18 protein-coding genes and 2 riboswitches are annotated in these 17,312 nt (G+C 59.7%); of the genes, 14 read left to right on the plus strand and 4 right to left on the minus strand.

The features are described from left to right. Nucleotides 1-98 precede the first annotated feature (98 nt). On the minus strand, nucleotides 99-635 hold the full coding sequence (locus NIM86_RS06285; protein WP_253380088.1) for a tyrosine phosphatase family protein: 537 nt from the start codon (nucleotides 633-635) through the stop codon (nucleotides 99-101). Between the two features lie 95 nt (nucleotides 636-730). Here NIM86_RS06285 and NIM86_RS06290 point away from each other — a divergent pair, with 95 nt between their 5' ends. The 3 genes from NIM86_RS06290 to NIM86_RS06300 all read left to right on the plus strand — a co-directional run bounded on the left by NIM86_RS06290 (nucleotide 731) and on the right by NIM86_RS06300 (nucleotide 3,707). Next, nucleotides 731-1,159, plus strand: a complete 429-nt coding sequence (locus tag NIM86_RS06290; RefSeq protein WP_253380091.1) for a DUF1636 family protein — start codon at nucleotides 731-733, stop codon at nucleotides 1,157-1,159. A 150-nt stretch (nucleotides 1,160-1,309) separates the two neighbouring features. Next, nucleotides 1,310-1,413, plus strand: a riboswitch (glycine riboswitch). Nucleotides 1,414-1,560: 147 nt separating this feature from the next. Next, on the plus strand, nucleotides 1,561-2,874 hold the full coding sequence (locus tag NIM86_RS06295) for a D-amino acid dehydrogenase (RefSeq protein WP_253380093.1): 1,314 nt from the start codon (nucleotides 1,561-1,563) through the stop codon (nucleotides 2,872-2,874). Between the two features lie 77 nt (nucleotides 2,875-2,951). Then, nucleotides 2,952-3,115, plus strand: a riboswitch (FMN riboswitch). Between the two features lie 109 nt (nucleotides 3,116-3,224). Continuing rightward, on the plus strand, nucleotides 3,225-3,707 hold the full coding sequence (locus NIM86_RS06300; protein ID WP_253380095.1) for a 6,7-dimethyl-8-ribityllumazine synthase: 483 nt from the start codon (nucleotides 3,225-3,227) through the stop codon (nucleotides 3,705-3,707). A 79-nt stretch (nucleotides 3,708-3,786) separates the two neighbouring features. On the opposite strand, the gene NIM86_RS06305 is transcribed toward NIM86_RS06300, so the two are convergent. Beyond that, nucleotides 3,787-4,593, minus strand: coding sequence for a ferredoxin--NADP reductase (locus NIM86_RS06305; RefSeq protein WP_253380097.1), 807 nt, complete (start codon nucleotides 4,591-4,593; stop codon nucleotides 3,787-3,789). Nucleotides 4,594-5,178: 585 nt separating this feature from the next. Between NIM86_RS06305 and NIM86_RS06310 the strand changes: the two genes are divergently transcribed. The 9 genes from NIM86_RS06310 (at nucleotide 5,179) to galE (ending at nucleotide 14,303) form a co-directional block, all read left to right on the plus strand. Further along, nucleotides 5,179-5,514, plus strand: coding sequence for a hypothetical protein (locus NIM86_RS06310; protein WP_253380099.1), 336 nt, complete (start codon nucleotides 5,179-5,181; stop codon nucleotides 5,512-5,514). A gap of 81 nt (nucleotides 5,515-5,595) precedes the next feature. Next, nucleotides 5,596-6,489, plus strand: a complete 894-nt coding sequence (locus NIM86_RS06315) for a LysR family transcriptional regulator (protein WP_253380101.1) — start codon at nucleotides 5,596-5,598, stop codon at nucleotides 6,487-6,489. A 128-nt stretch (nucleotides 6,490-6,617) separates the two neighbouring features. Beyond that, complete coding sequence (locus NIM86_RS06320) at nucleotides 6,618-7,085, plus strand: formate dehydrogenase subunit gamma (protein WP_253380103.1); 468 nt, start codon at nucleotides 6,618-6,620, stop codon at nucleotides 7,083-7,085. Further along, nucleotides 7,085-8,638, plus strand: coding sequence for an NADH-quinone oxidoreductase subunit NuoF (locus tag NIM86_RS06325; protein WP_253380105.1), 1,554 nt, complete (start codon nucleotides 7,085-7,087; stop codon nucleotides 8,636-8,638). The genes NIM86_RS06320 and NIM86_RS06325 overlap by 1 nt, the downstream gene beginning before the upstream one ends. 2 nt (nucleotides 8,639-8,640) lie before the next feature. After that, nucleotides 8,641-11,523 (plus strand): formate dehydrogenase subunit alpha, encoded by a 2,883-nt coding sequence (gene fdhF, locus NIM86_RS06330; RefSeq protein ID WP_371872854.1) that lies wholly within the window; start codon nucleotides 8,641-8,643, stop codon nucleotides 11,521-11,523. 7 nt (nucleotides 11,524-11,530) lie between these two features. Then, nucleotides 11,531-12,370, plus strand: coding sequence for a formate dehydrogenase accessory sulfurtransferase FdhD (gene fdhD, locus NIM86_RS06335; RefSeq protein WP_253380108.1), 840 nt, complete (start codon nucleotides 11,531-11,533; stop codon nucleotides 12,368-12,370). After that, complete coding sequence (locus NIM86_RS06340; RefSeq protein ID WP_253380110.1) at nucleotides 12,357-12,647, plus strand: formate dehydrogenase subunit delta; 291 nt, start codon at nucleotides 12,357-12,359, stop codon at nucleotides 12,645-12,647. Before fdhD ends, NIM86_RS06340 begins: the two co-directional genes overlap by 14 nt. Nucleotides 12,648-12,789: 142 nt before the next feature. Beyond that, entirely contained in the window at nucleotides 12,790-13,200 is a 411-nt protein-coding gene (locus NIM86_RS06345) for a cytochrome c family protein (protein WP_253380112.1), read from the plus strand. A gap of 101 nt (nucleotides 13,201-13,301) precedes the next feature. After that, a complete protein-coding gene (galE, locus tag NIM86_RS06350) occupies nucleotides 13,302-14,303 on the plus strand; it encodes a UDP-glucose 4-epimerase GalE (RefSeq protein WP_253380114.1) in 1,002 nt (333 codons plus the stop codon). A gap of 18 nt (nucleotides 14,304-14,321) precedes the next feature. Here galE and NIM86_RS06355 read toward each other — a convergent pair whose 3' ends face one another. Both NIM86_RS06355 and rocF read right to left on the minus strand, forming a co-directional pair. After that, a complete protein-coding gene (locus NIM86_RS06355; protein ID WP_253380116.1) occupies nucleotides 14,322-15,383 on the minus strand; it encodes an ornithine cyclodeaminase in 1,062 nt (353 codons plus the stop codon). Further along, nucleotides 15,380-16,309 carry an arginase gene (gene rocF / locus NIM86_RS06360; RefSeq protein ID WP_253380118.1) on the minus strand — a complete coding sequence of 310 codons (930 nt, stop codon included), beginning with the start codon at nucleotides 16,307-16,309 and terminating at the stop codon, nucleotides 15,380-15,382. Before rocF ends, NIM86_RS06355 begins: the two co-directional genes overlap by 4 nt. 126 nt (nucleotides 16,310-16,435) lie before the next feature. Here rocF and NIM86_RS06365 point away from each other — a divergent pair, with 126 nt between their 5' ends. Then, on the plus strand, nucleotides 16,436-16,864 hold the full coding sequence (locus tag NIM86_RS06365; RefSeq protein WP_253380120.1) for an Lrp/AsnC family transcriptional regulator: 429 nt from the start codon (nucleotides 16,436-16,438) through the stop codon (nucleotides 16,862-16,864). A gap of 38 nt (nucleotides 16,865-16,902) precedes the next feature. Continuing rightward, the gene (locus tag NIM86_RS06370; protein WP_253380122.1) at nucleotides 16,903-17,301 is read left to right on the plus strand and encodes a GFA family protein; all 399 of its coding nucleotides are present in this window, start codon (nucleotides 16,903-16,905) and stop codon (nucleotides 17,299-17,301) included. Nucleotides 17,302-17,312: the final 11 nt, after the last annotated feature.

The following is a 17,312-nucleotide window of genomic DNA, read 5'->3' on the forward strand; positions in this document are numbered from 1 at the left end:
CGACTAAGGGCATTTTCCTTCATTGGGATGGCTTTTGAACGCCCGCGCGTGCTTCCCGTTCCGCGACGGTGTTTAAAAGGTCAAGAAAGCCTGAACGGTCAGATCGTCCATGAGAAGGACGTTCCTTCCTTGCATTCGAGGCCGCGACCAATGGCGGTGATGGCGGCGCTCATGGCACCACGGCGACCGAGGATATCGTCGGCCAAGGCAATCATCGCCGCATTCGGCGTCGCCTGCGGGGAATGGGCGCGCAGGCTGGCTGCCAGTTCCTGTTCCGTGCCAGGACCTCTTCGATCGCATGCGATGATGTACGCTGCGGCAGGCGACCGGCTGACGCCCGCGAAACAATTGATGACAAGTGCTCTACGGTCGGCGAGCGCTTGTCGACCGGCCTGGAGGATCGCGATGACATCCCCTGCCGACGGCATTTGAAGTCCGGCGCGCTGCTGCGAAATGTCGTTGAAGACAAGTTGGGTTGTATGAAAGTTCCGCGCCGTGAATTCTTCCGGAATGTCCTCAGCCTGGCTTCCCATCATGAGAGCATGGCCAGCGTCGTGCAGGCTGGCGCTTTCTTCAAGGGTCCGGCGCGGACAGACGATAAGAGGCGACCCCCTTCCGCCGCCTCCTATAGCCATGTTCGCCGCCCCGGCCATCTTGACGCCCTTCGATTGAACGATCTGATTTGTCGCATGATGTTGACCGCCCGTCGATGGGTAGGCACAGAGACACCATGACAGCCCATCCTCCGACCATCGACGATACTCCCGCCCCGGCAGCGGCTCTCCGGCCTGTTATGGTGCTTGTGTGCAGCACCTGCAAAGGCACGGGCGATGCGGTGTGCGAAGGCAAGCCCGGCGCTGTGTTGGCGGAAACCGCGACCCGGTTGATCGGCGAAGAAGCGGACAATGGCCGGATCGCAGTCCAAAGCGTCGAGTGTCTTGGCAATTGCAGCCGGGGTTGCTCGGCAGCCATTCTGTCGCCCGGCGACTGGCATTACGTTTTCGGCGATCTCGATGCCGACAGCGCGGCGGATTTGTTGGTGGGTGCGCGTCTGATGGGAAGCGTCGCCGAAGGCCCCCTACCGTGGCGTGGTCGGCCGACCAGCCTGAAGAAGGGAATGATCGCTCGTATACCGCCAGTCGAGTACCCGTCGACCTAGCAGTAATCGACCGGCAGATCGGCGATTTATTGTGCAACGCACACAGTTTCGTTGGAAAGGATGCGTTGAGCGCTTGCCATTGGGCTCAAACAGCGTCACAATTGGCAAGCTTTCGGACAAATTAGGCGATGTAGGTTGCCGAGAGCGTCAATTTGCCATGCGGGAGAGTTCGATCGAGTGCGTTCGCATTTGGATCGGCGCCGAAGGAGCAACCGCCCCCGGAAACTCTCAGGCAACGGGACCGTTTGGCAAGACACAGCACTCCGAAGAGTGGTTGGATCGTAACGATTCAGCCCGCCGAAGGAGCAAGTCGCGGCTGGCATGGTGCCGGCCTAGGCGAATCTCTCAGGTTCGATACGGGAGGGGGCACGCGGCCGGCCAGATCCGGCAAGGAGTTACGCGTGTCGATCAAACGATCCTCTTCCCAGTCTGTTGCCGTCATTGGCGGTGGAATTACCGGTGTCACAACCGCCTACGCTCTTTCATGCCATGGCCACGACGTCACGCTTTTCGAGCGCCATGCCTACGCGGCCATGGAGACCAGCTACGCCAATGGCGGCCAGCTTTCGGCATCCAATGCCGAGGTCTGGAACCAGCTGTCAACCGTGGGCAAAGGCATCAAATGGATGTTGCAGCCCGGCGCCCCGCTCCTGGTCAACCCAACGCCGACCTGGCACAAAATGTCATGGATGGCCGAGTTCCTCCGCCATATCCCCTATTACGAGGACAACACCGTCGCCACGGTGCGGCTGGCAATCGAGGCCCGCAAGCATCTCTTTCGCATGGCGGAGGAAGAAAATATCGATTTCGATTGCGTCAAGCGCGGCATACTTCACGTCTATAAGACCCAGGCGGAGCTCGATCATGCAACCGCCGTTACCGGTCTTCTGAAACGCGGCGGCCTCCAGCGCCAGCAGGTCAGCCCGGATGAAATTCGTCAGATCGAACCGAACCTGCATGGCCGCTTCATAGGCGGCTATTTCACCGAATCGGATTTTACCGGCGACGTTCACAAATTCACCAACGGCCTGGCGAAGGCGTGCATCGGCAAGGGCGTGACCATGCGGATGCAGACCGAGATTGCCGATCTGAAAACCGGCTCGGATGGCGTCGGCGTGACTTACCGGGCCACACAAGGCGACGCGCCGATGGTTACAAACCGGTTCGACAGTGTGGTGATCTGCGCCGGCGTCGGTTCACGCCGTCTGGCCGCGATGGTCGGCGATCGCATCAACGTCTATCCGGTCAAGGGCTATTCGATCACGGTGCGCATGAACTCCGATGAGGACCGCGCGGCCGCGCCATGGGTCAGTCTTCTCGACGACGATGCGAAGATCGTCACCTCGCGCCTCGGGCCGGATCGCTACCGGGTGGCGGGAACGGCCGAGTTCAACGGCGAAAACCGTGACATTCGTGACGCGCGCATACGCCCGCTTGTCAATTGGGTGCGGCGTCATCATCCTGGCCTTTCGACGCGGGACGTCCAGCCCTGGGCAGGTCTGCGCCCCATGATGCCCAATATGATGCCTCGCGTCATGGCCGGCAAACAGCAGGGCGTGTTCTACAATACAGGCCACGGACATCTTGGCTGGACGCTTTCGGCGGCGACGGCGGAACTGGTGGCCGGTCTTGTGGCCGACCGCGCCGAGAGACAGGCCGGATCGGCGATAGCCAGTCGAAAAATAATGGAGCCATCGACGCCGTCTCTCGCTTGATACCTGAAATAATCAGTTGGCCTGGCGTCGGTGTGACGCAGGCCGCTTGACTCTGGCGTCGATCCACACAATCTAGATGATGTTCTCAGGGCGGGGTGAAATTCCCCACCGGCGGTGATGAATGGCGGGCCAAAAGTCCGGCATGACGAGCCCGCGAGCGCCTTCGCCACTTGGCGAAGGGTCAGCAGATCCGGTGCGATCCCGGAGCCGACGGTCATAGTCCGGATGAAAGAGGACGGAAATATTGCGAGGCGGAAGACCGGTCCATCGAAATGGCCGGCTATCCCGGTCAGCGATCTCTTTCCGACATGCGCCCTGGTTCACTGTGCTCGAACCCAAGGGATACGCAGATGAATCAGATGATCCACCCCGAAAAAGGCAATCGTCGTATTGCCATCATTCGTGCCCGCTGGCACGCCGACATCGTCGATCAGGCGGTTCAGAGCTGTCAGGCAGATCTGGAGAACGATGGCTGCGCCGTCGATATCTTCGATGTGCCGGGCGCGCTGGAGATACCGCTCACGGCACAGAAACTGGCAAAGACCGGGCGTTATGATGGTGTCGTCGCCATAGCGTTCATCGTCAATGGCGGCATCTATCACAACAATTTCGTGTCGACGTCAGTGTCCGATGCGATGATGCGGGTCAGCCTCGATACCGATACGCCTGTCTTCTCTGTGGCGCTGACGCCGCATAACTATCAGGAAGTCGAGCCGCTCAACGAATTCTTCGTCAAGCATTTCGTCAAGAAGGGCCATGAGGCGGCGAAAGCGGTGAAGGAAACGCTCGACCTTTACGCGCAGATAGAGGCTGGAGACACCGCGAAGGTCTGATCTCGCCTAGATAATCAAAAGGCCGCCTCCGGGCGGCCTTTTCATTTGCTGCCGCCGTAAGACGGCGTGCCGGAAGCCCCTATCCGACGAATGCGCGTTCGATCACGAATTCGCCCGGTTGGGCATTTGAGCCCTCCGTCAGACCCGACTCTTCCAGAAGCGTCTTGATCTCCTGGAGCATCGCCATCGAACCGCAGATCATGCCCCGGTCGATGTCCTTGTCGAATGGCGCCACGCCGAGATCGGCAAAAAGTTCGCCGGAGCGGATCAGATTGGTGATACGGCCCATCTTTCCGAAATTCTCGCGCGTGGTCGTCGCATAGAAACGAAGTTTGGATGTGTCGCACAACTCATTCAGCAATTCGTCCGACTTGACGCTTTCGACCAGATCGAGACCGAACTTCAGCTCATCGACCTGGCGGCAGGTCTGCGTCAGGATAAGCTCGTCGAATTTCGCATAGCTCTCCGGATCACGGATAAGGGACGCAAACGGCGCGATGCCGGTCCCGGTGGAGAACATCCAAAGCCGCTTCCCGGGAATGAGCGCATCGTGCACCAGCGTGCCGGTCGGCTTCGGGCGCATCAATACCGTATCGCCCGGCTTGATCTGCTGAAGATGCTGCGTGAGGGGGCCATCCGGCACCTTGATGGAAAAGAACTCCAGATCGTCCGACCAATTGGGCGAGGCAATGGAATAAGCCCGATAAATCGGTTTTTCGCCCACCATCAGACCGATCATGACGAATTCGCCAGAGCGGAAACGGAAACTTGCCGGCCGCGTCGTGCGAAAATGAAAGAGCCGATCGGTGTAGTGGGTGACCTCGGTGACGGTCAGGCCCAAAGCGCCCTTGGGCAGGTCCGTCGGTGCGACTTCAAATTCGGTCATTGCAATCGTCATCGGTTGTTCGACCTCTGCATTCATCGAAAGCCATTGAGGCCGGACACCTCATATTGCGGCTTTCTATGCCACGGATTCTCATTCGGCAGAGGAAACCGCTTTGCGCAGGATCAAGGCAGGGTGAAAAAAACTCCTGTCGTAGTGGGTTCTCATGCCGTTTCGAGAACGCATTGGCAAGACCAGGGCAACTTACAGCCTTCGAAAAGCGCACCGGTCTGTCGCCCGATAGACGAGAGCGCGATATCGTCGTCAACAACGAGACCTTCGCCGCTGCTGCAAAAACACAACACTTATATTTAAGTGGATGGATCGAGGATAAGAGACCGAAAGTCGATAATGTCCTCACCGATATTTCTGATAATATCAATCTGGATGAAACGTGATTCGCACCGCTGTTGGCGAACACGAACGCGATCTTACGAAGACTTACTGGTCGGGCCTCCTCCCAATCCGATCAGTTAAACTGTGGCCGGCACTCCGAAAGGTTTGCCGGCCTCTTTTTATCGATCCTGTTTGCTGGATCGCTTTGGTGGTTCTAAGCGTTGACCGGTGAACCGCTATGGAGGACGGCACATGATTGCGCTTCGCCTGGTATGGATCGTCACCCTCTCGTCAGCGGTCGTTCCCGCCACGTCGTTTGCGCAGTTCACCGTCGATAACCCGGTCATTCTGTCGCCGGCTCCGAGCCTTGGCGGTTTCCGCTATGCCGCACCGGACCTTCTGGATCGCGAGCCTCGGTTCAATCCCGACACCAAGCCTGAAAAGGGCGTGTTGAACTATACCGATCGCGACTTCATCGAAGAAAACGTGCCTCCTTATGTCGAACGGGACGCCGTGCGTTCGGCGCAGCCCAAACGACGCATATTGCGCTCACGCCGACCCGAAATTCCGACATTCGGCGCGCAATAGCCCGAAGCGGGATATCGCCTTTCCCTTTTCTCGTTATCCAAACGCGTTTAAGGCTCGGTTCCCCGATCCGACGGAGCCTTCATGCAAGACCGCCTCGAAATGCTGATCGCACTGGTGCGGGAAAAGCATTTTGGCCGTGCGGCCGAGACATTGGGCATCACGCAGCCCAGTCTGTCCTTTGGCATCAGGGCGCTGGAGGATCAGCTCGGCGCGCCTTTGGTACGGCGCGGCTCGCGTTATCAGGGTCTTACCGCAGAAGGCGAGCGCGTCTACGAGCGAGCGCTGCGTATCGTTGCCGAGACACGCGCATTGAAAGACGATGTGCGCGGAGCAAACGGTGAATTAAGCGGCCTGCTGCGGTTCGGCGTGGTGCCAACGGCCCTGCCGCTCGCCGCCGAACTCGTCGCCGCCACGCGAAAGGAACACCCGGCGCTGCGGTTCCGTATTCTGTCGCAGACCGCCTCCGAGATCGAGGAAGGGCTTGCGCGTCTCGAGCTTGAGGCAGGCCTCTCCTATACAAAGGGGCTGGAAGCACGGTCCCTTCATGTCCACCCGATCCACACGGAACATTCCTGCCTCCTAGTTCATGAGAGTCACGAACTGGCGTCCCGAAAAAATGTGGACTGGGCCGATGTCGGTTCAGCAGCGCCCTGCCTCCTGACGCCAGGCATGACAAATCGCGCGATCGTCGAGGAGCGCCTGCGTGAAGCTGGCGTTACCCCCTCTCCAAGCGTCGACAGCAATTCCATCATCGCTCTCGTCACGCTGGTCGCGCTCGGCGGACACGCTTTGGTATTGCCCGAACAGCTTGCCCATGCCGTCGCAGGACAGGGTCCCGTTAAGCGTGTCGCTATCAAACGGGGTCGCGGCGCGCCGGACGATCCGCAGATCGCTCTTCTTCTGCCGAACCGGCATAAACTGCCGGCCTCTTTGGTCGCTCTCAGAAAAGCCGCCCGCAAACGCGTCGAAGTTTGATCGATTTTGTCTATCAAACGACGATGGTTTGCGATTGAACCTTGATGTGACAGGGGATATCCTCAAGCGGATTCCGCCTGAGATGACATCGACGTCAATCTGCGGGTGGATGGGAGGAAAAACCGACGATGCAGACCGGCGAAGCGATAGCGTCCCGCATTCAGGCGATCATCGAAGAACATGCGGATATGGAAGGTCCGTTGCTGCCGCTGCTTCACGCGGTGCAGGCCGAATTCGGCTTTGTGCCTGACGATGCCATTCGCCCGATTGCCGAGATGCTCAATATCAGCCGCGCCGAAGTGCATGGCGTCATCAGCTTTTATCATGACTTTCATACCGAGCCACAGGGACGTCACGTTTTGAAGATCTGCCGGGCGGAAGCCTGTCAGGCGCGCGGCGGACAGGCTATCGAGGATCAGGTCCGCAGGCTGCTGCAGTTGAATTGGAACGAGACTTCGCCGGATGGGGCTGTCACGCTGGAGCCGGTCTACTGTCTGGGTCTTTGCGCCTGCGGCCCAAACGCGCTGATCGATGACAGGCCCGTGGCGCAGTTGACCGGCAAGAAGGTCGAAAGCATCGTTCGGGAACTGATCTGATGGATGCATCGAGCGATATCACAAGAATCTTCGTACCAGCCGATATGGCGGCTCGGGCGCTTGGAGCCGATGAGATCGCCGAAGCGGTTTCACGTGAATCAGAGAAGCGCGGCCTCGACATACGGCTTGTCCGAAATGGCTCACGCGGGATGGTTTTCCACGAACCGCTGGTCGAGATCGAGAAGAATGGCGTCCGATACGGCTTCAGCCGCATGGATGCCGAAGACCTTGCTGAAGTCTTCGACAATTCGGAGCATCATCCAAAAGCAATCGGCCCGGTCGAGGAACTCGACTGGATGAAGCGGCAGACCCGCCTCACCTTCTCACGCTGTGGCGTGATCGATCCGCTCGATCTGGACGAATATGAATCGTATGGCGGTTTGGCTGGACTGCGCGAGGCGCTGAAGCGCACGCCGCAGCAGATCATCGATGATGTGAAGACATCGGGCTTACGTGGGCGGGGAGGCGCTGGCTTTCCGACCGGCATAAAATGGCAGACCGTCCATGATGCCGAAGCAATCCAGAAGTACATTGTCTGCAATGCCGACGAAGGCGATAGCGGCACGTTTGCCGACCGCATGCTGATGGAAGGCGATCCGTTCTGTCTCATCGAAGGCATGGCGATTGCCGGGATCGCGGTCGGTGCGACCAGAGGCTACGTCTATCTTCGCAGCGAATATCCCGATGCCATCCGCGTGATGAACGCCGCGATCGGGATCGCGCGGCAGAAAGGTGTTCTCGGATCGGATATATTCGGCTCCGGCAAGGCTTTCGACATGGAGGTCCGAGTCGGCGCCGGCGCTTATGTGTGCGGCGAAGAAACCTCCCTGCTCAACAGCCTGGAAGGCAAGAGGGGCGTGGTGCGCGCCAAACCGCCGCTCCCGGCGCTGGAAGGACTTTTCGGTCGACCGACAGTCGTCAACAATGTTCTCAGCCTTGCGGCAGTGCCTTATATCGTGGCCGAGGGCGGAGAAGCCTATGCGGCCTACGGCATAGGCCGGTCGCGCGGAACGATCCCGCTCCAGATTGCGGGCAATGTCAAAAGAGGCGGGCTGTTCGAAGCGGCATTCGGCATGACCCTTGGCGAAATCGTCGAGGAAATCGGTGGTGGAACGGCGTCCGGTGAACCCGTGCGCGCCGTTCAGGTCGGCGGGCCGCTCGGCGCTTACTTCCCGCCCGACCTTTTCGATACACCATTCGGATACGAGGATTTTTCGGCAAAGGACGGACTGATCGGCCATGCCGGCATCACTGTTTTCGACGATAGCGTCGATATGAGCAAAATGGCGCGCTTCGCCATGGAATTCTGCGCCGTGGAGAGCTGCGGAAAATGCACGCCCTGCCGTATCGGCGCGGTGCGCGGTGTCGAGACGATCGACCGCATCCGCCGCGGCGACGCCGGCGCAATGGGGCTTCTGGAGGATCTTTGCGATACGATGAAGGCCGGCTCGCTCTGCGCGCTTGGCGGCTTCACCCCTTACCCCGTCATGAGCGCGCTGACCTATTTTCCGGAAGACTTTCTGCCGGGACCACAGATGGAGGCTGCGGAATGACGATTCCTCTTTCGCTTACCGACGATCATGGAACCAAACGCGGCTCGGCCGAGACGATGGTTACCCTCAGCGTCGACGGCATGGAAGTGAGCGTACCGGCCGGCACCTCGATCATGCGGGCCGCTTCCGAAGCAAAGATCAAGGTGCCGAAACTCTGCGCCACCGACATGCTCGACGCATTCGGCTCCTGCCGGATGTGCCTCGTCGAGATCGAGGGCCGGCCCGGTACGCCCGCCTCATGCACGACGCCGGTCGCCGAGGGCATGAAGGTCAAGACTCAGACCGAGCGGCTGAAGAAGCTGCGCAAGGGTGTGATGGAGCTCTACATCTCCGACCACCCGCTGGACTGCCTGACCTGCGCCGCCAATGGCGATTGCGAATTGCAGGACATGGCCGGCGCGGTCGGCCTTCGCGATGTCCGCTACGATACCGTTGCCGAAAAGGGCAACCACTTCGCCGTCCGTAACAATACCGGCGAGCACAATCCATATTATCTGCCGAAGGATGCCTCGAACCCTTATTTCGATTACGATCCGTCCAAATGCATCGTTTGTTCGCGGTGCGTACGCGCCTGCGAAGAGGTGCAGGGTACCTTTGCGCTGACGATTGCCGGGCGCGGTTGGGACAGCCGCGTTTCCGCCGGCGCGTCCTTCGATGATTTTCTGTCGTCCGAATGCGTGTCCTGCGGCGCCTGTGTCCAGGCCTGCCCAACCGCCACGTTGATCGAGAAAAGCGTCGTCGAAACCGGAACACCCGAACGGAGCGTTGTCACGACCTGCGCCTATTGCGGTGTCGGGTGCTCATTCGAGGCGCAAATGCGCGGCGGTGAACTCGTCCGCATGGTGCCCTACAAGGACGGACAGGCCAATCGTGGCCATAGCTGCGTGAAGGGCCGCTTCGCCTATGGCTATGCCGAACACAAGGACCGCATCCTTTCGCCCATGATTCGCGATAGGATCGAAGAACCCTGGCGCGAGGTTTCGTGGGACGAGGCTCTTTCTTTCGCGGCAAGCCGTTTGAAAGCGGTTCAGGAAAAGAAAGGCCGGCGCTCCATCGGCGTCATCACGTCGAGCCGCTGCACGAACGAAGAAACTTATCTCGTTCAGAAGCTGGCTCGGGCTGTATTCCGCAACAACAACACCGATACCTGCGCGCGCGTCTGCCACTCGCCGACCGGTTATGGCCTCGGCCAGACTTACGGCACTTCGGCGGGTACGCAGGATTTCGACTCGGTCGAGCAGGCCGATGTCGTGCTCGTCATCGGAGCCAATCCGACCGATGGTCATCCCGTCTTTGCCAGCCGGCTGAAGAAACGACTGAGGGAAGGCGCGAAGCTTATCGTCGTCGATCCTCGTCGCATCGATCTGGTCAAGACGCCACATGTGAAAGCGGCCCATCATCTGCCGCTACGGCCCGGCACCAATGTCGCGGTCGTCACAGCCATGGCGCATGTCATCGTAACAGAGAATTTGCAGGATCAGGCCTATATCGACGAGCGCTGCGATACGGACGCTTTCGCCGATTACGTCGAATTCGTGAAAGATCCGCGCCATTCGCCGGAAGCCGTCGAAGCGCTAACGGGCGTACCGGCCGAGGAGTTGCGCGCTGCCGCGCGGCTCTACGCCACGGGCGGTAATGCCGCGATCTATTACGGTCTCGGCGTGACGGAGCACAGCCAGGGTTCGACCACCGTCATCGGCATCGCCAACCTCGCCATGCTGACCGGAAATGTCGGCAAGGAGGGGGCTGGCGTCAATCCGTTGCGCGGCCAGAACAACGTGCAGGGCTCGTGCGACATGGGCTCCTTCCCGCATGAACTGCCGGGATACCGTCATGTGAAGAACACCGATGTGCGGCAGATCTTCGAGCAGCAATGGGGCGTCGAAATCGATCCGGAACCGGGGCTGCGCATTCCAAACATGTTCGACGCGGCGCTCGACGGCTCGTTTGGCGGGCTCTATTGCCAGGGCGAGGACATCGTCCAGTCCGACCCCGACACGCGACACGTCGTCGCGGCTCTCTCGGCCATGGATTGCGTTATCGTTCACGATCTTTTCCTGAACGAGACGTCGAACTACGCCCATGTTTTCCTTCCTGGTTCGTCCTTTCTGGAAAAGGACGGCACTTTCACCAATGCGGAACGGCGCATCAATCCCGTTCGCCGGGTCATGGCGCCCAAGGCCGGCTATGCCGACTGGGAAGTGACGCAGATGCTGGCCAACGCGATGGGCGCCAACTGGACCTATGGCCATCCCCAGGAGATTATGGCCGAAATCGCGGCAACGACCCCTTCGTTCGCCAATGTCACCTACGATCTGCTGGATAAAAAGGGTTCGGTGCAGTGGCCCTGCAACGAGACCCACCCCGAAGGCACGCCGATGATGCATGTCGATGGTTTCGTGCGCGGCAAGGGCCGCTTCATCCGCACCGACTATGTGGCGACGGAAGAGAAAACCGGGCCGCGCTTCCCGCTTCTTCTGACCACGGGCCGTATTCTGAGCCAATACAATGTCGGCGCCCAGACGCGGCGGACGGCCAATACGATCTGGCACGACCAGGACGTGCTGGAGATCCACCCGCACGACGCCGAAAATCGCGGTGTACGCGAAGGCGACTGGGTACGCCTCGCCTCCCGCGCCGGCGAAACGACGCTGCGCGCAACCATCACGGACCGGGTTTCGCCGGGCGTGGTCTATACGACCTTCCATCACCCCGACACACAGGCCAACGTGGTCACGACCGACAATTCGGACTGGGCAACCAATTGCCCCGAATATAAGGTTACGGCGGTGCAGGTGGCCCCGTCCAACGGCCCATCCGCCTGGCAGGACGACTATTCCGACCACTCCGAGGCGTCGCGGCGGATCATTCAGGCGGCTGAATAAACCTACGATGGATAGTTGGCGCAATTGGCATAGCACAGCCTTCGATACAGAGATGCAGGCCGCCCCGCGCCGGCACGATCTGCCGGAAGAAGTCGCCATTGCGCTTACCTGCAACGGGACGACGCAGGCCGTCATGATGGGAACACCGGCGAACCTGTCCGATTTCGCCACCGGCTTCCTTGTCACCGAGGGATTGGCGCATCCCGATGAGATCGAAGCCATCGAGGTGATCGAGACCGAGCACGGGATCGACCTGCAAATCCGACTGGAAGAGACCGCCGATGCCCGCTTTGCCGCGCGGCGACGTTCGATGACCGGTCCGGTCGGCTGCGGCCTCTGCGGGATTGAAAGTCTGGAAGTCGCCATGGCGACATCGCCATCGGTTGCCGCCATTGAAGGTCCGGCCTTGGCGACAGGCGATATTCCTCGTGCGATGACACTCCTACCGACCTTTCAGCCTTTGCACGATACGACCCGCGCCGTGCATGGGGCGGCGTTTTATCAGCCGGCGAAAGGCATCATTCTGGCGCGCGAAGATGTCGGGCGTCACAACGCGCTTGACAAGCTGGTTGGCGCGATGATTGCGGACGGTATCGATGCGGTAAGTGGCGCAATCCTGATCACGTCCCGCGTTTCCATCGATATGGTGCAGAAGGCGCTGCGCGCCGGCTGCCCGATCCTGATCGCCGTTTCAGCGCCGACGGCATCGGCGCTCGATCTGGCGGAACAGAGCGGCCTGACGGTGGTGGGTCTGGCGCGTGGATCGCGCTTTGAGGTTTTCACTCATCCCGAGCGCATCCATCCCGATCCTGTCGTTAACGAGGTGCCAAACCATGCAAGCCGATAAGCTCGTCCGCATGGCCAATCAGATCAGCCTGTTCATGGAGAGCAAGCCGTCTGACGATGAGGCGCTGGAGGGTCTGGCCGCGCATATCAACGATTTCTGGGATCCACGCATGCGACAGCAGTTTCTCGTCGCGATGACAGCCGATCCCGATTTACCGGCGCGCGATCTCGTTCGCCGGGCGCTGCCCCTGATCGCTGTTCCAGGTGAGGATGACGGGCCGCATGCGCCTCTCTCACCCGTCGGCTCGGAACCGATCAATCCTGCTCATCGTGATTGAGCGTTGCAACGGCTTCGGAAGACGATGGCTCATCAATTCTTGATTTCGATCAAGGCATGGAGCCTCGTCTAAAGGCCACTAGTTATTGTTGGAACGTCCTTTACACTCATTGCGAGTGCAAGACTTCTTGAGGAAACTAATCATGATTAAACTTCTTACGGCGATTGCTTTGTCGACAGGCGCGTTGATTGCAAACGCAAATGCGCAGGATTTGACGGGCGACGCCGCAGCCGGAGAGAAAGTCTTTAATCGTTGCAAGGCTTGCCATGCCGTAGGCGAAGGCGCCAAAAACAAGGTAGGCCCGGAACTAAACGATCTGTTCGGCAGGAAGCCCGGCTCTCATGAGGATTTCAAATATTCCGACGCCATGATCGCATATGGCGAAGACAAGGTCTGGGATGTCGAACATCTGACCGCTTACCTTGCCGCTCCGCGTAAGGTCGTGAAAGGCACGAAGATGGCTTTTGCCGGCCTCAAGAAAGAAGAGCAGATCGCTGACGTTCTGGCCTATCTGGCGACATTCGATCCGGACGGAGCCAAGACCGGGGAATAATACCGGTAATGCTCATATATCGGCGCCGCTCACACTTAATCAGTTGGTGACGGCGCCGATATAATATTCGCCCTGTGACGACACGAATACGGGGCTGACAGATGGGCGGAAGAGTTCTTGTAACCGGCGGAGCCGGCTATATCGGAAGCCATGCGGCCAATGCCCTGATCGACCGTGGCGAAGACGTCACCGTCATCGACAGGCTTTCGACCGGTTTCGAATGGCTGGTTCCACCTGCAGCCGATTTGGTTGTCGCCGATATCGGCGATACGGAAAAACTGTCAGCGCTTCTCAATGGCGGTCGGTTCGACGCGATCATGCATTTCGCCGGGTCGATCGTGGTGCCGGAATCGGTCGCCGATCCCCTCTCCTATTATGAGAATAACACCGTCAAATCGCGCGGGCTGATCGAATGCGCGGTGCGCGCCGGCATACCGCATTTCGTTTTCTCGTCAACCGCCGCCGTTTACGGTTCGGTGGGCGCAGAACCTGTGGCGGAGGATGCGCCGCTGCGGCCGGAATCGCCTTATGGCTCCAGTAAGCTGATGACCGAGATCATGCTGGCGGACGCCGCCAAAGCGGATCCCATCCGCTATGGCGTACTGCGCTATTTCAATGTCGCCGGGGCCGATCCGAAGGGGCGGACGGGCCAATCCGCCAAAGGCGCCACACACCTTATCAAGGTCGCGGCGGAAGCCGCCTGCGGGAAGCGCGATGGCATCGAAATCTTCGGCGACGATTATCCGACAGCCGATGGCACGTGCGTTCGCGACTATATTCACGTCACCGATCTGGTCGCCGCCCATCTTCTGACCCTCGACCGATTGCGCGAAGGCGGCGAAAGCCTCACAGCCAATCTCGGTTATGGCCACGGCTTTTCCGTGCGCGAAGTGCTCGATACAGTCGATCGGGTGGCGGGCAATCCGATCCAACGGTCTATGGGACCGCGCCGGCCGGGCGATGCCGCCAGCATCGTCGCCGATCCTTCCAAGGCGCGTCAGGAACTGAACTGGCAACCGGCGCATGACGATCTGACCGGCATTGTGGAAGATGCGCTCCGCTGGGAGCGTCATTTGCAGTCCCGTAATCGGGATGAGGTCTGACGTTGCAATCGATGAGCGTCAGGCCGCTTCGGGAGCGGCGCGCCGCAGCATCCCGAAAAGATCGCGCGGATCGTCAGGATCGGCCAACAGGTCGAGCTTGACGCAATAGTCGGTGTCGGCGGTTTTCTCCAGAAGGAAGCGAAGCGCGCTGAAATCCTCGATGGCAAAGCCGACACTGTCGAACAGGGTGATCTGCGCGTCGCTTGTCCGGCCACCGACCTCGCCGCGCATTACCTGCCAAAGCTCCGTTACCGAATGGTCCTCATCGAGCTGCTGAATTTCTCCTTCCACTCGGGTCTGGGGTGGAAACTCGACGAAAATGTCCGACCGCAGGAGAATGTCTCGCTGCAGTTCCGTTTTGCCCGGGCAGTCCCCGCCGATCGCGTTGATGTGAATCCCCGCGCCGACCATGTTGTCTGTCAGGATGGTGGCATACTGCTTGTCGGCCGTGCAGGTGGTGATGATCTGCGCGCCTTCGACTGCGGCTTCCGCGGTTTCACAGGCGGTCACGTTGAAGCCAACGGCCTTCAGGTTTTCCGCCGCCTTGGCGGTGGCGGCCGGGTCGATATCGTAAAGCCGCACGGTCTCGATCCCGCAGATCGTCCGGAAGGCGAGCGCCTGAAATTCGCACTGCGCGCCATTGCCGATCAGCGCCATGGTGTCCGCACCCGCAGGAGCGAGATAACGGCCGACCAGGGCGGACGTGGCGGCCGTACGAAGGGCGGTGAGCATCGTCATTTCGGTGAGCAGCAATGGATAGCCGGTCGCGACGGAGGAAAATACGCCGAAGGCTGTCACGGTCTGGTAGCCATCGCGGACATTATTCGGGTGTCCATTGACGTATTTGAATCCGTAATAGTCTGCATCCGCGACAGGCATCAATTCGATCACGCCATCGCGCGAATGGCTGGCCACGCGCGCAATTTTGTCGAATTCGGGCCAGCGTTTGAAATCGTTTTCGATATACTCGGCCAATTCGCCTATGAAGGCCTCGACACCGACATCGTTGACGAGCCGCATCATGTTCTCGACGCTGACGAACGGCACATGCGCCAAGGCAGACGGTTCAAGAATGCTCATCGCATGCTCCTTGTCGGGCGGTCGAAGATGTGCCGGCCGAACAGGCTCGCCGCCAGGTCGGTCATGAGCTCGGCTGTCCGGCCGCGCTCATCGAGAAACGGGTTGAGTTCGACCAGATCCAGCGAACGGACCAGTCCGCTATCGTGCAGCGTCTCCATGATGAGATGCGCTTCGCGAAAGGTAGCGCCGCCCGGAACGGTGGTCCCAACAGCCGGGGCGATGGACGGATCGAGAAAATCGACATCGAGGCTGACATGCAGAATGCCATTGGCGGCAATAACCCGGTCGAGAAACGTGCGTAGTGGAGACAAGACGCCCATCTCGTCGATGGCGCGCATATCGTAGGCCTCGAAACCATCGGAGGCGATCCGGCGTCGCTCCGCATCGTCGACAGAGCGCAACCCCATGAAACAGACTTGTTCCGGCGGAACGGGCACGGCTAATGGCGGATAGCCTTCGCAGTCGGGCCGGCCTGTGAAATAGGCGACCGAGGTGCCGTGCAAATGTCCGCTTTCGGTACTCTCAAGCGTATGCAGGTCGGGATGAGCATCCAGCCAGAGTACGAAGAGCGGCCCTTCTCCTTGCGCGGCGTGGCGCGCAAGGCCCGCGACCGACCCTGCCGACATACTGTGATCGCCGCCCAGGAAGATCGGAAAGTCATAATTTCCAGCCGCGTCGAACGCCGCCTTCTCGACCGCCCCGATCCAGGCGGCGGTCTCCGCCAGACGCTTTATCGCACGGTTCGAATGATCCGTCGGGGTCGGTTCATCAATGGCGATATCGCCCAGATCGGTGACCGTCCAACCGAGCCCTGTCAGGGCCGCCGCGAGGCCTGCCGTTCGTAAACTGGCCGGTCCCATCAGGCATCCGGGCTGCGACGCGCCGGACTGGATGGGCGCGCCGATAAGGGCACAGGTCTTTTCCATTACCGCCTCTCTTCCAATTGAAAGGACAGCATGCCGGTTTTCTCTGCAAAATTGCTATGATAAATTGCGCAAATTGACTCCATCTTTTAACTCTTTTCTGGATTTTCTGAACACAATGGTAAGAGCATGGCGGAACTGAGCGAGGTCGATCGAACGCTGCTGGCGGCGCTCAGAACAAATAGCAGAGCCTCGATCACCGAACTTGCCCACACGATCGGCGTATCCCGCGCAACCGTCAAAACGCGACTGGAAAGCCTGGTCCGCAATGGACGTATCCGCCGCTTCACCATTGAAACCGATGTCGATGTGGAGGGTGAGGTTAAAGCCATCACCATGATCGAGCTGCAGGGCAAATTGTCGCGCGAGGTCATCCGCACGCTTCGCCGCATTCCCGAAATCTCAGTCATTCATTCGACAAACGGTTTGTGGGATCTGGTGGTGGAGATCAGGACCGACAGTCTTGTCCGCTTCGATGGCGTATTGCGTGAAATCCGCGAAATTCCGGGCGTGACCAGTAGCCAGACCAGCCTTCTTCTCGCGCCGGTTGTCGGCTAGGATCAGAGCGAGCCGCCAATCAGAACAGGAAGAGCACTATGGATCGGTTCACCGGCGGCTGTCTGTGCGGGGATATCCGCTTTACCGCGACCGGCCAGCCCAATCGCGTCGGCATCTGCCATTGTCTCGATTGCCGCAAGCACCATGGCGCGCTGTTTTATGCGGCCGCCATCTTTCCCCAAGCGGCGGTGACGATCCATGGCGAGGTGCGCAGCTATAAGGGTCGGTCCTTTTGTCCGCGCTGCGGCTCGTCGGTCTTCGCTCGTAGCGGCGATGAAATCGAAATTCATCTCGGATCGCTCGATGAGCCCGACCGGCTGACGCCAACCTATGAAAGCTGGACAGTGCGGCGCGAAACCTGGCTCCCAGAGTTTGCCGTTAGCCGACGCTATGAAGGCGACCGTGAAGAGGCCGACGGCTTCGATGAAGCTTTATAACCACCGCGCTA

It is taken from the genome of Notoacmeibacter sp. MSK16QG-6 (genome assembly GCF_024158145.1).
In the GTDB taxonomy this organism is placed as follows: domain Bacteria; phylum Pseudomonadota; class Alphaproteobacteria; order Rhizobiales; family Rhizobiaceae; genus Notoacmeibacter.

Bases quoted from the DNA above. Each gene is read 5' to 3' on its own strand.
- galE (WP_253380114.1), top strand. From the start codon at position 13,302: ATGGGCGGAAGAGTTCTTGTAACCGGCGGAGCCGGCTATATCGGAAGC.
- NIM86_RS06370 (WP_253380122.1), top strand. From the start codon at position 16,903: ATGGATCGGTTCACCGGCGGCTGTCTGTGCGGGGATATCCGCTTTACC.
- NIM86_RS06300 (WP_253380095.1), top strand. From the start codon at position 3,225: ATGAATCAGATGATCCACCCCGAAAAAGGCAATCGTCGTATTGCCATC.
- NIM86_RS06320 (WP_253380103.1), top strand. From the start codon at position 6,618: ATGCAGACCGGCGAAGCGATAGCGTCCCGCATTCAGGCGATCATCGAA.
- NIM86_RS06340 (WP_253380110.1), top strand. From the start codon at position 12,357: ATGCAAGCCGATAAGCTCGTCCGCATGGCCAATCAGATCAGCCTGTTC.
- fdhD (WP_253380108.1), top strand. From the start codon at position 11,531: ATGGATAGTTGGCGCAATTGGCATAGCACAGCCTTCGATACAGAGATG.
- NIM86_RS06325 (WP_253380105.1), top strand. From the start codon at position 7,085: ATGGATGCATCGAGCGATATCACAAGAATCTTCGTACCAGCCGATATG.
- NIM86_RS06345 (WP_253380112.1), top strand. From the start codon at position 12,790: ATGATTAAACTTCTTACGGCGATTGCTTTGTCGACAGGCGCGTTGATT.
- NIM86_RS06310 (WP_253380099.1), top strand. From the start codon at position 5,179: ATGATTGCGCTTCGCCTGGTATGGATCGTCACCCTCTCGTCAGCGGTC.
- NIM86_RS06355 (WP_253380116.1), bottom strand. From the start codon at position 15,383: ATGAGCATTCTTGAACCGTCTGCCTTGGCGCATGTGCCGTTCGTCAGC.
- rocF (WP_253380118.1), bottom strand. From the start codon at position 16,309: ATGGAAAAGACCTGTGCCCTTATCGGCGCGCCCATCCAGTCCGGCGCG.
- NIM86_RS06285 (WP_253380088.1), bottom strand. From the start codon at position 635: ATGGCTATAGGAGGCGGCGGAAGGGGGTCGCCTCTTATCGTCTGTCCG.
- NIM86_RS06290 (WP_253380091.1), top strand. From the start codon at position 731: ATGACAGCCCATCCTCCGACCATCGACGATACTCCCGCCCCGGCAGCG.
- NIM86_RS06305 (WP_253380097.1), bottom strand. From the start codon at position 4,593: ATGACCGAATTTGAAGTCGCACCGACGGACCTGCCCAAGGGCGCTTTG.
- NIM86_RS06365 (WP_253380120.1), top strand. From the start codon at position 16,436: ATGGCGGAACTGAGCGAGGTCGATCGAACGCTGCTGGCGGCGCTCAGA.
- NIM86_RS06315 (WP_253380101.1), top strand. From the start codon at position 5,596: ATGCAAGACCGCCTCGAAATGCTGATCGCACTGGTGCGGGAAAAGCAT.